We start from the raw sequence: 13,618 nt of genomic DNA on the forward strand, positions 1-13,618 counted from the left end.
GTAAATCAATAGTGTATCAATTTTTGGGCGTCCGCGCGCCGATGTCGCACAGGCATCGCGTTCGGAAACGAAAAAAGACGAAAAATCAATACGATGAACCAGCCGAAGGGCAGCCTGCCGATCTATCTCCAGATTGCTGAACTGCTTGTCCGCGATATCGCTGCCGGTCGCCTGATCGACGGCGAACGCCTGCCGCCCGAGCGTGACATGGCCCAGGACATGGGCATCGCTGTGGGCACCCTGCGCAAGGCCCTGGCCGAGCTTCAGGCCCGCGGACTGCTCGAGCGCATCCAGGGATCCGGCAACTACATCAAGGCGATCAGTGATCCCAAGAGCCTCTATGCGATGTTCCGTCTGGAACTGATTGCCGGCGGCGGCCTGCCCACGGCGGAGGTCCTGTCCGTGGCCCGCCTGCCGAAGCCCGACTATCTGCCGGCCTTCGGCAAGGCTGCGGACGGGCATCGCATCCGCCGGCTCCGGCGCCTGTCCGGCCAGGTGGCGGCCGTGGAGGAGATCTGGCTGGACGGGTCCTATGTGGCGAGCATCCAGCCGGAGGAGCTGTCTGAGTCCCTCTACCTCTATTACCGCACCCGGCTGAGCCTCTGGATCACCCGGGCCGAGGACCAGGTCGGGCTCGACATCGTGCCTGACTTCGCTCCGGCGCAGTTCGGCCTGCCCGTCGGGGCGCCGGCGCCGCACATCCTTCGCATCAGCCAGGCCCAGGACGGCACGCGGGCAGAGGTTTCCCGCACCTGGTTCGATCACAATGTGGCCCGCTACGTGGCCCGTCTCAAATAGGGGAACTCTTCAGGTGAAGCTGACTTACGGTATCATCGGCTGCGGCATGATGGGGCAGGAGCACCTGCGCAACATCGCGCTCCTGCCGGACACGGGCGTTGCGGCGATCTACGAGCCGGACGCCGGCATGCGCGCGTTGGCCGCCGCGGCCGTGCCTGGCGCGAAGATGGTCGATTCGATTGCGGACCTGCTGGACGTGGCCGAGGTGAATTGCCTTCTCATCGCCAGCCCCAACTATCTGCACCTCGCCCAGCTCGAGGCGATCGCCTCGATGCGGCCGCTGCCGGTGCTGGTGGAGAAGCCGCTGTTTACGGCGCCGGAAGATGCGCCGCGGCTTGCAGCCCTGCGCGCGGCCTATCCCGCCCCGATCTGGGTGGCCATGGAGTATCGCTACATGCCGCCGGTGGCACGCCTGATCGAGGAGGCCGAGGCCGCAACTGGCGGCATCAAGATGCTGTCGATCCGCGAACACCGCTTTCCCTTCCTTGAGAAGGTCGGTGACTGGAACCGGTTCAACCGCAACACTGGCGGCACGCTGGTCGAGAAGTGCTGCCACTTCTTCGACCTGATGCGGCACATCCTGAAGTCGGATCCGGTCCGCGTGATGGCCTCCGGTGGCCAGACGGTCAATCATCTGGACGAAGTCTACGGTGGCGAGCGGTCGGACATCTGGGACAACGCCTATGTGATCGTCGACTTTGCCTCCGGCGCCCGCGCGATGCTCGAACTCTGCATGTTTGCGGAAGGGTCGCGCTACCAGGAAGAGATCTCGGCGGTCGGGCCGACGGGCAAGATCGAATGCCTGGTGCCGGGGCCGGGCCGGTTCTGGCCGGCGCATCTGGGTGAGCCGCCGGTGGCGCAGGTGATTGTCTCCCCGCGCGACCCCAAGGGACCGCGCATGGTCGAGATCCCCGTCGACCCGCAGCTGCTGGAGGCGGGTGATCACAATGGCTCGACCTTCTACCAGCATCAGCGCTTCCAGAAGGCCGTGCTCGGCACGGGACACGTCGAGGTGGCGCTGTCCGATGGCTGGTGGGCGGTCGCCATGGGGCTTGCGGCGCAGGACTCGGCCCGCAGCGGCCGCGCGGTCGACATCAGCGCCGAGCCTTATGCACCTGTCGCACATGGGGAGACGCCGGTGCGGGCGCTTGCCGCCGCGCGCTGAGCATTGCAGCATTTCCCGGGTACGGCAGCAGGCTGATTCCGCCGGCTGCCCCGGGGAGACAGGATCCGATGGACACGCGCAGTCCGTACCGGTTGCATTCGCGGTTGGGCTACCGTGTGTCCCGGCTGTCGCGGGTGATCCAGGTCCGCATCGAGGCCGTGCTGGCCCCGCACGGGCTGACACGGCTGATGTGGTGTGTCCTGACCGGGGTCGGAGAGGAGGGGCTGCACGCGCCGTCCGAACTCGCCGACTATGTCGGTGTCACCCGGCCGACCATGTCGCGGCTGCTCAGGACGCTGGAGCAGCGCGGCTACGTCCAGCGGCGTCCCGTCGTCAGCGGCGACGCGCGGGGCGTCGAGATCGGTCTGAGCGAGGCCGGACGACAGCTTGTCGTCGATCTCAGGGCTCCGATCGACGGCGTGACGCGCCATTTCACCGACAAGCTGACGGCGGAGCAGCAGGCCGGGCTGATGCAGGCAATCGATGCGCTGATGGAGGGCGAGAGCCGCGCCCTTGCCGATTTCTGAGACAGGCCGGAACGGTTCGGCGTCCCTGCGACCTTTTCCGCCCGCTCCGCGGGCAGTAGGCTCGGCCATCGCTTCAAGAGGGGCGACGGGGAGGCCTGACATGCTCAAGGGAATCGATCCGCTGATCAGCGCGGAGTTGCTGATGGTTCTGGCCGCGATGGGCCATGGCGACGAGATCGTCATCGTCGATGCCAACTTTCCCTCCGATTCGACTGCGAGGCACACGGTGCATGGCAGCGCGCTGCGGATGGACTGTTCGGCCGTGCGGGCGGTTGAGGCGGTCCTGAGCCTGTTGCCCATCGACACCTTCGGCGCCGATGATCCGGTGCAGACGATGCAGGTCGTCGGCGATCCCGCCGCGATCCCGGAGGTCGTGGCGGAGGCCCGGCCCCTGTTTGCCGCAGAACGGGCGGCCATGGGCTCGCTGGAGCGCTATGCCTTCTACGAGCGGGCGAGGGACGCCTACGCGATCCTGCAGACGACGGAGCTCAGGCCCTACGGCAACTTCGTGATCCGCAAGGGCGTCATCTTCGGCTGAGACCGGCTTGCGCATCGGGGCCCCTGAGACCCGGTCGCCGGCCGGACCGCAATGACCTGGCGCGGGCGTCAGGACAAGGACAACTCCCGCGCCACGCCCCGGAGCCTCTGCAGGGCTTCCTCGACGCTGTCGCAGGCCTCTCCCGCCGGCCGGCCGAGATAGGGGCAGGTCAGGACGGCAATCGCATCGCCGTTCGGGTCCAGCACCGGCACCGAAATGTCGAGGACGCCGATCAGCTGTCCGCTTTCGCCCATGCGATACCCCTGGCTGCGCACCCGGTCGAGTTCGCCGGCGAGTGCCTCCAGCCGCTGCAGGTCGCCGGGGCCGCTCAGGGCGCCCAGGGTTTCTGCCCGACGCTCGGGGCTCTGGAAGGCAAGCAAGGCGTGGCCAGATCCCGTGTCGAGCAGGTCCAGCCGGGCGCCGACGCGGACGCGGAACTCCCAGCTGTCCATCGGGCTGGCCTGGGCCACCACGACTGCGGCCGCCCGCTCGGGCACGACCAGATGGCAAGACTGGCGGCTGTCGCGGGCAAAGACATCGAGCTTCGGCGTTGCCTGCGCGACCAGACGGCGCAGCGGCGGGTGCCGGTTGGCCAGCACAAACAGCTTCATCGACAGGAAGTAGCGGTCGCCGCCCGACGAACGGACCACATAGTCCCGCGCCACGAGCCGCTCCAGCATGCGGTAGATCTCGGAGGGACTGCGTCCCATGGCCTTGACGATTTCGGCCCGCGTCAGTCCGCTCGGCTGTTCCGACAAAAGCTCCAGAATGTCGAGGCCCTTGTCCAGCGCCGGGGCGCGGTACCGGTCGCCGTTTGCATCCATCTCGCTCATGCCTGTCCTCCCCCGGACACCTGTCCTGCCCTGACACCTGTCTTGCCCGGACACCTGTCTTGCCCGGACATCTGCCCGCCCCGGATCGCGCCGGGGCGATCCGGCTGGCGGGATGCTCTCGCGGGCGCTTTGCGCCACCTCGGGTGCCTTGTCAAATTCTTCCGACTGAGACTTGCATATCAGTTCACTTGTGAATAGTGTATTCGTATATGAACAGAACGCAACGGCAGGGCGCAACCGCCCGATCCGCTGCGGAACAAGGCGCGGGGCGGACCGGACCGGATCCCCCGAAGCGCTCGCGGGAGGAACGACATGCAGACGAGCGGGAGACGTCTGGCCGGACGGACGGTGCTTGTGACGGCGGCGGGGCAGGGCATGGGGCGGGCTGCAGCCATCGCCCTTGCTGCGGAAGGGGCCCGGGTGATCGCCACCGACCGCGATGCCGGGCTGCTGGCCGGGCTTGAGGGCGTTGACATCCGCCAGCTGGATGTCACGGATGCTGCGGCAATCGGTGCGATGGCCGCCGACGTCGGCGAGATCGACGGGCTGTTCAACTGTGCCGGCATCGTGCCCCACGGCACGATCCTGGACCTCACCGATGACCAGTGGCAGCAGGCCCTCGATGTCAATGTCACCTCGATGGTGCGCATGACCCGGGCGTTCCTGCCGGGCATGCTGAAGCGGGCCGAGATCACCGGCACGGCCTCGATCCTCAACATGTCGTCGATGGCCTCCTCCATCAAGGGCTTCATCAACCGCACGGCCTATGGCGCCACCAAAGCAGCCGTCATCGGCCTCACCAAGGCGGTCGCTGCCGACTTCGTGAAGCAGGGCCTTCGCTGCAACGCGCTGTGCCCGGGCACGGTCGACACGCCGTCGCTGCGCGGGCGCATCGCTGCCGCCGCCGATCCGGTGCAGGCGGAGAAGGACTTCATTGCCCGTCAGCCCATGGGGCGTCTCGCCACGGTCGACGACATCACGCCGCTGATCGTCTACCTGCTCAGCGATGAAAGCCGCTTCGTCACTGGCCAGGCGGTGTCGGTCGATGGCGGCGTGACGATCTGACCTGCGGCCGGCCGCAGCTCGAAAGGCATCGCATCACGCGGACGGGAGGCCGCTGATGGAACGGATAGACGCACATTGCCATTTCTGGCAGCCCGCGCGGGGCGACTACGGCTGGCTGGACAGCGGCGGGCCGCAGCTTGACCCCCTTCGGCGCGAATTCCTGCCGCCGGATCTTGCCGTCCTCAACGGGATGCGGCGGGTCATTGTGGTCCAGGCCGCGCCCAGCGAGGCCGAGACCCATTTCCTGCTCGGTCTGGCGCAGACGGCCCCCCAGATTGCCGGTGTCGTCGGCTGGGTCGATCTTGGCGAGCCGGAGGCGGCCGGCCGTCTGGCTGCGCTCGCCCGCAATCCGCGCTTCCGCGGCGTGCGCCCGATGCTGCAGGATCTCGCCGACCCCGACTGGATCGACACCGCGCCGGCTCCCGACGCCATCCGGGCGCTCCAGAGCCTCGGCCTTGGCCTTGACGCCCTGGTGCGCACGCAGCATCTGCCGGCACTCTCGCGCTTTGTCGCCCGCTATCCGGACCTGCCGGTCGTCATCGACCATGCCGCCAAGCCGGACCTGTCGGAGGGCCTTGGCAACGCCTGGCTCGACCGCATGCGGGGCCTTGCCCGCGACAGCCGCAGCCACTGCAAGCTCTCCGGGCTCCTGACCGAGCTGGACCCGACCCGTCTCGCCTCGCCGGCACGGGCGATCGAGGCCCTTCGCCCTGTCCTCGACCGGCTTCTCGACTGGTTCGGTCCGGCCCGGCTGATGTGGGGGTCCGACTGGCCGGTCGTCACGCTGGCGGCGGGGCATGACGTCTGGGAGGCGGTGACGGAGGCACTGCTGGCCGACCTGTCACCGCGGGATCGCGCGGCCATTCTGGGTGGCACGGCGCTGCGCTTCTACGGACTGGAGGCCGGGCAGGATGCGTGACCTTGTCGTCATGGAACGGATCGAGAAGCGCTTTCCCGGCGTGCATGCGCTGAAGGGCGTCGGCTTCGACCTGCGCGCCGGCGAGGTTCATGCGCTGATGGGCGAAAACGGCGCCGGCAAGTCGACGCTCATGAAGATCCTGTCGGGTGTCTATCGCCCCGACAGCGGCCGCATCCTGGTCGAAGGCCGCGAGGTCGTGCTGCCGTCGCCCCGTGCCGCACAGGACCACGGCATCGGCATCATCCATCAGGAACTCGCCCTGATGAAGGATCTGACGGTCGCCCAGAACATCTTCATCGGCCGCGAGCCGCGCCTGTCCTTCGGCCGCATCGACGAGGCCCGGCAGACCCGTGAGGCGCGGGCGCTGTTTGACGCGCTCAACATCGACATCGACCCGCGCCGGCCGGTCGAGGGGCTGTCGATTGCCCGCCAGCAGATGGTGGAGATCGCCAAGGCCCTGTCGGCCCGCTCGAAGGTCCTGATCATGGACGAGCCGACAGCCGCCCTGACGGACGGGGAGATCGTGGATCTCTTCGCCATGATCGGGAAACTGAAGGCGGAGGGCGTCGGCATCGTCTACATCAGTCACAAGATGGACGAGATCAAGCGCATTTCCGACCGGGTGACGGTCATGCGCGACGGGGAACATGTCGGCACCGTCGCCGCCGGCGAAACGTCCATCCAGCGGATCATCGAGATGATGGTCGGACGGGCGCTCACCGAGGAAGGCGTCCGGGTGCCCGACCTGACTGCGGCCGAAACCGCCCTCGAGGTGGTGGGGCTGCGCCGCGGACGCGAGATCCGGGACGTCAGCTTCTCCCTCCGCAAGGGCGAGATCCTCGGCTTTGCCGGACTGATGGGAGCCGGGCGCACCGAGGTGGCCCGCGCCATCTTCGGCGCCGACCCCCGCGAGGCGGGCGAGATCCGCGTCAAGGGGCGCAAGGCCGACATCCGCTCGCCCGCCGATGCGGTGAAGGCCGGGATCGGCTACCTCTCGGAGGACCGCAAGCACTTCGGCCTCGCGCTCGGGATGGACGTCACCGACAATGTCGCGCTGGCAAGCCTGCCGAAGTTTTCCCGCAGTGGCGGGCGGCTCGACGAGGAGGGAATGCGGCGCGTCGCGCGGGACTTCATCGCCCGGCTCGGCATCCGGACACCGTCCGAGCACCAGGAAGTCAGGCTCCTGTCCGGCGGCAACCAGCAGAAGGTCGTCATTGCCAAGTGGCTGCTGCGTGACTGCGACATCCTCATCTTCGACGAACCGACGCGCGGCATCGACATCGGCGCCAAGTCGGAAATCTACCGCCTGCTTGCCGAACTTGCCGCCCAGGGCAAGGCGCTCATCGTCATCTCGTCGGAACTGCCCGAAGTGCTCAGGGTGTCCCACCGCATCGCCGTGATGTGCGAGGGCCGGCTGACGGGCTTCCTGCCCGGCGGGGCCGGCACCACCCAGGAACAGATCATGCAGCTGGCCACGGACCGGGGCGGTCCGGGCCGGGCGACGCGTCAGGAGGACCCCGCGTGACCATGACCCCCGACCCCTCCGGCGCCCGTCCGGCGCCGGTCTCTCTTACTGCCGGAAGCCTCAGCGGCGGCGCGCAGCAGAAGCTGCTGGCCTTTGCCAGCCTGATCGTCCTCGTCATCGGCTTTTCCCTGGCCTCGCCGAACTTCTTCCAGGTCAGCAACATCATGGCGATCCTGCAGGCGACGTCGGTAAACGGCGTCCTGGCTGTTGCCGCAACAGCCGTGATCCTGACAGGGGGCATCGACCTGTCGATCGGCACGCTGATGACCTTCTGCGCCGTCATCGCCGGCGTGGTGCTGACCTGGGCCGGATTGCCGCTGCCGCTCGGGCTGCTGGCTGCCATCGGGGCGGGTGCCCTTGTCGGCCTGGCCTCGGGAACCTTCGTGGCGCGCATGAAGATCCCGCCCTTCATCGCGACGCTCGGCATGATGCTGGTGCTGAAGGGCCTGTCGCTGATCATCACCGGTGCCAAGCCGATCTACTTCAACGACACGCCGGGCTACACCGAGATCTCGCAAGGCTCGCTGATCGGACTGATCATTCCCGCCCTGCCGGTGCCCAATGGCGTGCTGGTCCTGTTTCTGGTTGCCGGCGGCATGGCCTTCGTGCTCTCGCGCACCGTGCTCGGGCGCTACACCTATGCGCTCGGCTCCAACGAGGAGGCGGTGCGGCTCTCCGGCGTCAACACGAGTGCGTGGAAGATGGGCGTCTATGCGCTCGCCGGAGCCATCTGCGGCATCGCCGGCATCCTGATCTCCTCCCGCCTCAACTCGGCCCAGCCGGCCCTCGGGCTCGGCTACGAACTCGACGCCATCGCTGCCGTCGTCATCGGGGGCACGTCGCTGGCGGGCGGGCGGGGGACCGTGCTCGGCACCCTCATCGGCGCCCTGATCATTTCCGTCCTGACGAACGGCCTGCGCATCCTGTCGGTCGCCCCGGAATGGCAGACCGTGATCACGGGCGCGATCATCATCCTGGCCGTCTATGCCGACCAGCTTCGCCGCCAACGCGGCTGAGACACACAAGAAGGCCGAAGGGCCCGTCAACCCATGACTAGAGTGGAGGAAAGCATGATTACCCGTCGCATGATCCTCGGCACGCTTGGTGCCGCCGCGCTGCTGGCCAGCACCGGCCTGTCGCTGGCGCAGGACAAGATGTACATCCCGCTGGTGTCCAAGGGCTTCCAGCACCAGTTCTGGCAGGCCGTGAAGGCCGGGGCGGACAAGGCCGCTGCCGAGTTCGGCGTCGAGGTCACCTTCGAGGGACCGGACAACGAAACCATGGTCGACCGCCAGATCGACATGCTCTCTGCCGCGCTCGCCAAGAAGCCGGCGGCCATCGGCTTTGCCGCGCTCGACAGCCAGGCCGCGATCCCGCTGCTGAAGCAGGCCGAGGCCGCCAAGATCCCGGTGATCGCCTTCGATTCAGGCGTCGACAGCGACATTCCCGTTGCCACCGCCGCGACCGACAACAAGGCGGCGGCCGCGCTCGCCGCCGAGCGGATGGCCGCGCTGATCGGCGACGAGGGCGAGGTGGCCCTCGTGGTTCACGACCAGACCAGCCGCACCGGCATCGACCGCCGCGACGGCTTCGTCGAATGGATGGCTGCGAACCGGCCGAAGATCCAGATCGTTGCCATCGAGTATGGCGGCGGTGACCATCTCAAGTCGACCGAGATCACCAAGGCCCTGCTGCAGGCCAACCCGAACCTCAAGGGCATCTTCGGTGCCAACGAGGGGTCGGCTGTGGGGGTTGCCAATGGCGTGCGGGAGATGGGCAAGTCCGTCGTCATCATCGGTTACGACTCCGGCGCTGCGCAGAAGCAGGCGATCCGTGATGGCCTGATGGCGGGTGCGATCACCCAGAACCCGGTCGGCATCGGCTACGAGACCGTGAAGGCCGCCGTCATGGCCGCCAAGGGCGAGCCCGTCGTGCCGACCATCGACACCGGGTTCTACTTCTACGACAAGTCCAACATCGACAGCCCCGAGATCGCGGCCGTCCTCTACGACTGATCCTGACGCGGGGCCGGGCACGCGTCCGGTCCCGCGGTCCTGCCACGGAGATTTCCCATGAAACTGCTGCGTTATGGCCCGGCTGGCCAGGAGCGTCCGGGCCTGCTGGATGGCGACGGCCGCGTGCGGGACCTGTCGGCCCATGTCGACGACATTGCCGGTGCCGTCCTCCTGCCCGAGAGCCTTGCCCGGCTCGCCGCGCTCGATCCCGGCGCCCTGCCTCTCGTGTCCGGCACCCCGCAGGTCGACCTGCGGCTCGGGCCTTGCGTCGGCCGGATCGGCAAGTTCATCTGCATCGGGCTGAACTACGCCGATCACGCAGCCGAAACCGGGGCCGCCATCCCCGAGGAGCCGATCGTCTTCAACAAGTGGACCTCGGCGATCGTCGGTCCTGATGACGCGATCGAGATCCCGCGTGGGTCGCAGAAGACCGACTGGGAGGTCGAGCTCGGCGTCGTCATCGGCAAGGGCGGCAAGTACATCGAGGAGGCCGACGCGCTGTCGCATGTTGCCGGCTATTGCGTGATCAACGATGTGTCCGAGCGCGAGTACCAGATCGAGCGCGGCGGCACCTGGGACAAGGGCAAGGGCTGCGACACGTTCGGCCCCACGGGACCCTGGCTGGTGACGCCGGACGAGATCGCCGATGTTTCCAGTCTGGCCATGTGGCTGGAGGTGGACGGCAAGCGCTACCAGGACGGGTCGACCGCCACCATGATCTTCGGCGTTGCCGAGATCGTGTCCTACCTCAGCCGCTTCATGTCGCTGCAGCCGGGCGACGTCATTTCCACCGGAACACCGCCGGGCGTCGGGCTTGGCCAGAAGCCGCCCGTCTATCTCAAGGGCGGCGAGACCATTCGCCTCGGCATCGCCGGGCTCGGCATCCAGACACAGAAGGTTGTCCGCACATGACCAGGATCACGGGGCTCAGGACCGCAGACCTGCGGTTTCCGACCAGCCTGCATCTCGACGGGTCGGACGCGATGAATCCGGACCCGGACTATTCCGCCGCCTATGTGGTCCTCGAAACGGACGGGCCGCACGAGGGGCACGGGCTTACCTTCACCATCGGCCGCGGCAACGAGATCTGCGTCGCCGCCATCGAGGCGCTCCGGCCGCTGGTGGTCGGGCTCGACATGGACTGGGTTGCCGCCGACATGGGCCGGTTCTGGCGCCACATGACCTCGGACAGCCAGCTGCGCTGGATCGGTCCCGACAAGGGGGCCATTCACCTGGCCACCGGAGCCGTCGTCAATGCGGTCTGGGACCTTTACGCCAAGATCGAGGGCAAGCCGGTCTGGGCGCTCGTTGCCGACATGAGCCCGGAAGAGCTCGTGCGCTGCATCGACTTCCGCTACCTGACCGACTGCATCACCCCGGAATGGGCGCTGGAGTTCCTGACCCGGCAGGCGGAGGGCAAGGCCGGACGGCGGGCGATCCTCGAACGCGAGGGCTATCCCTGCTACACGACCTCGGCCGGATGGCTCGGCTATGATGACGAAAAACTGGCCCGGCTCTGCCGCGAGGCCGTCGATGCCGGCTTCCGCCACATCAAGATGAAGGTCGGCCGTGATCTACAGGATGACATCCGCCGGCTGACGATTGCGCGCGAAACGGTCGGTCCGGACATCAACCTGATGATCGACGCAAACCAGGTCTGGGAGGTCGATCAGGCCATCGACTGGGTCGGCAAGCTCGCCTTTGCCAGGCCCTGGTTCATCGAGGAACCGACCAGTCCGGATGACATCGAGGGCCATCGCAAGATCCGCGAGGCCGTGGCCCCGATCCAGGTGGCAACCGGCGAGATGTGCCAGAACCGCATCATCTTCAAGCAGCTCATCATGCGCGGGGCCATCGACGTGGTGCAGATCGACAGCTGCCGGCTCGGCGGCGTCAACGAGATCCTTGCCGTGATGCTGATGGCGGCCAGGCACGGGCTGAAGGTCTGTCCGCATGCGGGCGGCGTCGGCCTTTGCGAATATGTCCAGCACCTGTCGATGATCGACTATCTCTGCATTGCCGGCACCCGCGAGGGGCGCGTGATCGAGTATGTCGATCACCTGCACGAGCATTTCCTCGATCCCTGCGTGATCCGGGATGCGGCCTACATGCCGCCCCTGCGCCCGGGCTTTTCGATTGAAATGAAACCGTCCTCGATCGCGGCGCACCGCTTCGGAGGCAACTGATGGACCTCGGACTGACCGGCAGGATCATCATCGTCACGGGCGGCGCGTCCGGCATCGGGGCCGCCGTCAGCGAGGTGCTGGCCGAGGAGGGGGCCGTTCCGGTCATCCTCGCCCGCCGGGAGCCTGATCCGGCCTTCCTGCAAGGGCTGCAGATCCTGTCGCCGCAGGCTTGCGTCCTGCTGGCAGACCTGTCGTCGGACGCTGCCTGCCGCGCGGCCATCGCCACCGTGCGCAGCCGGTTCGGCCGGATCGACGGTCTTGTCAACAACGCCGGGGCCAACGACAGCGTCGGGCTGGAGGCCGGTCCCGAGGCCTTCCGCGCCTCGCTCGACCGCAATCTGGTGCATTACTACACGCTGATGCACCTTGCCGTGGAAGACCTGAAGGCCACGCGGGGGGCAGTGGTCAACGTGTCGTCCAAGACGGCCGTGACGGGGCAGGGCAGCACGTCGGCCTATGTGGCGGCCAAGGCGGCCCAGCTCGGCCTGACCCGCGAATGGGCGGCGGCGCTGGCCGGCCATGGTGTCCGGGTGAATGCGGTGCTTCCGGCCGAGGTGATGACGCCGCTCTACGCGACCTGGCTGCGGACCTTTCCCGACCCCGGGGTGGAAGAGCAGCGCATCTCCGCGCGGATCCCGCTTGGTCACCGCATGACAACGGCGCGCGAGATCGCGGACACCATCGTGTTCCTGCTGTCGGCCCGTGCGAGCCACATCACCGGCCAGTGGGTCTTTCCCGATGGCGGCTACACCCATCTGGACCGGGCGCTGGACCGCTGATCACAGCCTTGTTCCTGCAAGGGCAGAACGGGCCAGCCCGGGCATTCGGGCTGGCCTCGTCGCCGCGTCAGCCTGTCCGGGCGGCCCGGAAGGCGGCGGTTGCCTCTCCCATCCAGCCGAGGCGCGGACGGGTCACGAGACCGTAGTTGTAGTAGTTGAGCCCGTCGGCGCCGGCCTGCGCGCCGGCGATCGCGGCGCGGCAGAGGGGTTCCGCCGAGGCGACGGCCGACTGGAAGGCGGACAGGCCCAGGATCAGGCTCGCCGAGGCGCCGAGGCGCCGGCGCATCGCGGCGATCTCGCGTGCCGTCGTCTCCGGCGTCTGGCCATAGAGACACAGGATCATGCCGTCGCAGACCGAGCTGACCCGGTCGAGATCGACGCCGCCGCGCCAGGCAGACGGTCCGTCGACCAGCAGGATGGCCGTGTCCGGGTGGGCGGCATCCCTTGCGTCGGCGATCAGGCTCATCACCGGTTCCCGGCGCCAGAGCAGGTAGTCGTGGAGCGCCGGCACGGCGCGGAACGCCTCCAGCCCCGTCTCGGGAAACTCGGGAAAACGGCTGACGGGCGTTGACCTTTCGCAGGCGTCGCAGAGGATCTCGACCACCGCGCGTCGTGCCGCTTCGCCGTCCACCCCGGCCGCGCGGGCCCGCTCGAGGCAATGCGGGCAGAAGCAGACGGACATGAGAAAGGCTTCGTCAGCCGTCAGACCGACGCCGTCCTTCTCGTGGTGAAAGCCATGTTCGACCTCCAGGAACCCGGGGGTTTCCAGCTCGATCCGGGCCGGACGGAACCGGTGGGAGATCTCCTGCACGAGCTTGCGCACATAGGCGCGGGCGGCCGGGCTGGACGGGCAGAGGGCAAAGGCGAGGCGGTCGCCGAAGGCGGTGGCCATGGCATGGCCGGCATGGGTCGTTGCCAGCCGTGTGTTGTGCAGGCAGACGGTCCAGGCCGACAGGCCGAGCCCGCCCCCGGACTGGGCCGCGCCGAGCCGCGCCATCAGGTCGCTGTCCCGGCTGACGGCCGCCTGGCGCGGCGTGATCTCGGCCTCCTGCCAGAGCCCGGCGTCGGGCGCGTAGTAGACCGTCCCGTCCTCGGGGAAAAAGATCTTGCGGCGCGACGAGCGCGGCTGGATGAAGCGGCCGGCATGATAGGCGGCGGCGAGACTGAGATGCGTGGCGCCGGCCAGCGCAGCGAGTTCGCCCGTCACATGCTCGACCCCGAGGTCGAGCATGTCCCAGGCATAGGTCCAGACGGAAACGTCCATGCGG

Annotated in this window: 14 protein-coding genes; 12 read left to right on the forward strand and 2 right to left on the reverse strand. The window is 67.9% G+C overall.

Going from position 1 to position 13,618, the window contains the following annotated elements:
* Positions 1-93: 93 nt before the first annotated feature.
* The 4 genes from GWI72_RS04665 (at position 94) to GWI72_RS04680 (ending at position 3,028) form a co-directional block, all read left to right on the forward strand.
* Entirely contained in the window at positions 94-798 is a 705-nt protein-coding gene (locus GWI72_RS04665) for a GntR family transcriptional regulator (RefSeq protein ID WP_161675876.1), read from the forward strand.
* A 13-nt stretch (positions 799-811) separates the two neighbouring features.
* Positions 812-1,963 carry a Gfo/Idh/MocA family protein gene (locus GWI72_RS04670; RefSeq protein ID WP_348272639.1) on the forward strand — a complete coding sequence of 384 codons (1,152 nt, stop codon included), beginning with the start codon at positions 812-814 and terminating at the stop codon, positions 1,961-1,963.
* A 68-nt stretch (positions 1,964-2,031) separates the two neighbouring features.
* Positions 2,032-2,490 (forward strand): MarR family winged helix-turn-helix transcriptional regulator, encoded by a 459-nt coding sequence (locus GWI72_RS04675; protein WP_161707981.1) that lies wholly within the window; start codon positions 2,032-2,034, stop codon positions 2,488-2,490.
* 100 nt (positions 2,491-2,590) lie between these two features.
* On the forward strand, positions 2,591-3,028 hold the full coding sequence (locus tag GWI72_RS04680) for an RbsD/FucU family protein (protein WP_161675879.1): 438 nt from the start codon (positions 2,591-2,593) through the stop codon (positions 3,026-3,028).
* A 68-nt stretch (positions 3,029-3,096) separates the two neighbouring features.
* On the opposite strand, the gene GWI72_RS04685 is transcribed toward GWI72_RS04680, so the two are convergent.
* On the reverse strand, positions 3,097-3,861 hold the full coding sequence (locus tag GWI72_RS04685; RefSeq protein WP_161675880.1) for an IclR family transcriptional regulator: 765 nt from the start codon (positions 3,859-3,861) through the stop codon (positions 3,097-3,099).
* Between the two features lie 312 nt (positions 3,862-4,173).
* On the opposite strand from GWI72_RS04685, the gene GWI72_RS04690 reads away from it, so the two are divergent.
* The 8 genes from GWI72_RS04690 to GWI72_RS04725 are packed head-to-tail and all read left to right on the forward strand — an operon-like array spanning position 4,174 to position 12,350.
* Complete coding sequence (locus GWI72_RS04690) at positions 4,174-4,926, forward strand: SDR family oxidoreductase (RefSeq protein WP_161675881.1); 753 nt, start codon at positions 4,174-4,176, stop codon at positions 4,924-4,926.
* Between the two features lie 55 nt (positions 4,927-4,981).
* The gene (locus GWI72_RS04695; protein ID WP_179956017.1) at positions 4,982-5,845 is read left to right on the forward strand and encodes an amidohydrolase family protein; all 864 of its coding nucleotides are present in this window, start codon (positions 4,982-4,984) and stop codon (positions 5,843-5,845) included.
* A complete protein-coding gene (locus tag GWI72_RS04700) occupies positions 5,838-7,370 on the forward strand; it encodes a sugar ABC transporter ATP-binding protein (protein WP_161675882.1) in 1,533 nt (510 codons plus the stop codon). The genes GWI72_RS04695 and GWI72_RS04700 overlap by 8 nt, the downstream gene beginning before the upstream one ends.
* A 2-nt stretch (positions 7,371-7,372) precedes the next feature.
* Positions 7,373-8,386 carry an ABC transporter permease gene (locus GWI72_RS04705; RefSeq protein WP_161709097.1) on the forward strand — a complete coding sequence of 338 codons (1,014 nt, stop codon included), beginning with the start codon at positions 7,373-7,375 and terminating at the stop codon, positions 8,384-8,386.
* Between the two features lie 54 nt (positions 8,387-8,440).
* Positions 8,441-9,385, forward strand: coding sequence for an ABC transporter substrate-binding protein (locus tag GWI72_RS04710; RefSeq protein WP_161675883.1), 945 nt, complete (start codon positions 8,441-8,443; stop codon positions 9,383-9,385).
* Positions 9,386-9,442: 57 nt separating this feature from the next.
* Entirely contained in the window at positions 9,443-10,297 is an 855-nt protein-coding gene (locus GWI72_RS04715; protein ID WP_161675884.1) for a fumarylacetoacetate hydrolase family protein, read from the forward strand.
* A complete protein-coding gene (locus tag GWI72_RS04720) occupies positions 10,294-11,571 on the forward strand; it encodes an L-fuconate dehydratase (protein ID WP_161707982.1) in 1,278 nt (425 codons plus the stop codon). The genes GWI72_RS04715 and GWI72_RS04720 overlap by 4 nt, the downstream gene beginning before the upstream one ends.
* Positions 11,571-12,350 carry an L-fucose dehydrogenase gene (locus GWI72_RS04725; RefSeq protein WP_161707983.1) on the forward strand — a complete coding sequence of 260 codons (780 nt, stop codon included), beginning with the start codon at positions 11,571-11,573 and terminating at the stop codon, positions 12,348-12,350. Before GWI72_RS04720 ends, GWI72_RS04725 begins: the two co-directional genes overlap by 1 nt.
* Positions 12,351-12,417: 67 nt before the next feature.
* Here GWI72_RS04725 and GWI72_RS04730 read toward each other — a convergent pair whose 3' ends face one another.
* On the reverse strand, positions 12,418-13,614 hold the full coding sequence (locus GWI72_RS04730) for a hypothetical protein (protein WP_161707984.1): 1,197 nt from the start codon (positions 13,612-13,614) through the stop codon (positions 12,418-12,420).
* Positions 13,615-13,618 lie beyond the last annotated feature (4 nt).

The sequence above is a fragment of the Pannonibacter sp. XCT-53 genome, from assembly GCF_009915765.1.
Taxonomy (GTDB): Bacteria; Pseudomonadota; Alphaproteobacteria; order Rhizobiales; family Stappiaceae; genus Pannonibacter; species Pannonibacter tanglangensis.

Excerpts from the sequence above, each read along its gene's own strand:
- GWI72_RS04695 (WP_179956017.1), top strand. The coding sequence starts at position 4,982 with ATGGAACGGATAGACGCACATTGCCATTTCTGGCAGCCCGCGCGGGGC.
- GWI72_RS04675 (WP_161707981.1), top strand. The coding sequence starts at position 2,032 with ATGGACACGCGCAGTCCGTACCGGTTGCATTCGCGGTTGGGCTACCGT.
- GWI72_RS04665 (WP_161675876.1), top strand. The coding sequence starts at position 94 with ATGAACCAGCCGAAGGGCAGCCTGCCGATCTATCTCCAGATTGCTGAA.
- GWI72_RS04710 (WP_161675883.1), top strand. The coding sequence starts at position 8,441 with ATGATTACCCGTCGCATGATCCTCGGCACGCTTGGTGCCGCCGCGCTG.
- GWI72_RS04730 (WP_161707984.1), bottom strand. The coding sequence starts at position 13,614 with ATGGACGTTTCCGTCTGGACCTATGCCTGGGACATGCTCGACCTCGGG.
- GWI72_RS04690 (WP_161675881.1), top strand. The coding sequence starts at position 4,174 with ATGCAGACGAGCGGGAGACGTCTGGCCGGACGGACGGTGCTTGTGACG.
- GWI72_RS04725 (WP_161707983.1), top strand. The coding sequence starts at position 11,571 with ATGGACCTCGGACTGACCGGCAGGATCATCATCGTCACGGGCGGCGCG.
- GWI72_RS04720 (WP_161707982.1), top strand. The coding sequence starts at position 10,294 with ATGACCAGGATCACGGGGCTCAGGACCGCAGACCTGCGGTTTCCGACC.
- GWI72_RS04685 (WP_161675880.1), bottom strand. The coding sequence starts at position 3,861 with ATGAGCGAGATGGATGCAAACGGCGACCGGTACCGCGCCCCGGCGCTG.
- GWI72_RS04680 (WP_161675879.1), top strand. The coding sequence starts at position 2,591 with ATGCTCAAGGGAATCGATCCGCTGATCAGCGCGGAGTTGCTGATGGTT.
- GWI72_RS04700 (WP_161675882.1), top strand. The coding sequence starts at position 5,838 with ATGCGTGACCTTGTCGTCATGGAACGGATCGAGAAGCGCTTTCCCGGC.
- GWI72_RS04715 (WP_161675884.1), top strand. The coding sequence starts at position 9,443 with ATGAAACTGCTGCGTTATGGCCCGGCTGGCCAGGAGCGTCCGGGCCTG.
- GWI72_RS04705 (WP_161709097.1), top strand. The coding sequence starts at position 7,373 with ATGACCCCCGACCCCTCCGGCGCCCGTCCGGCGCCGGTCTCTCTTACT.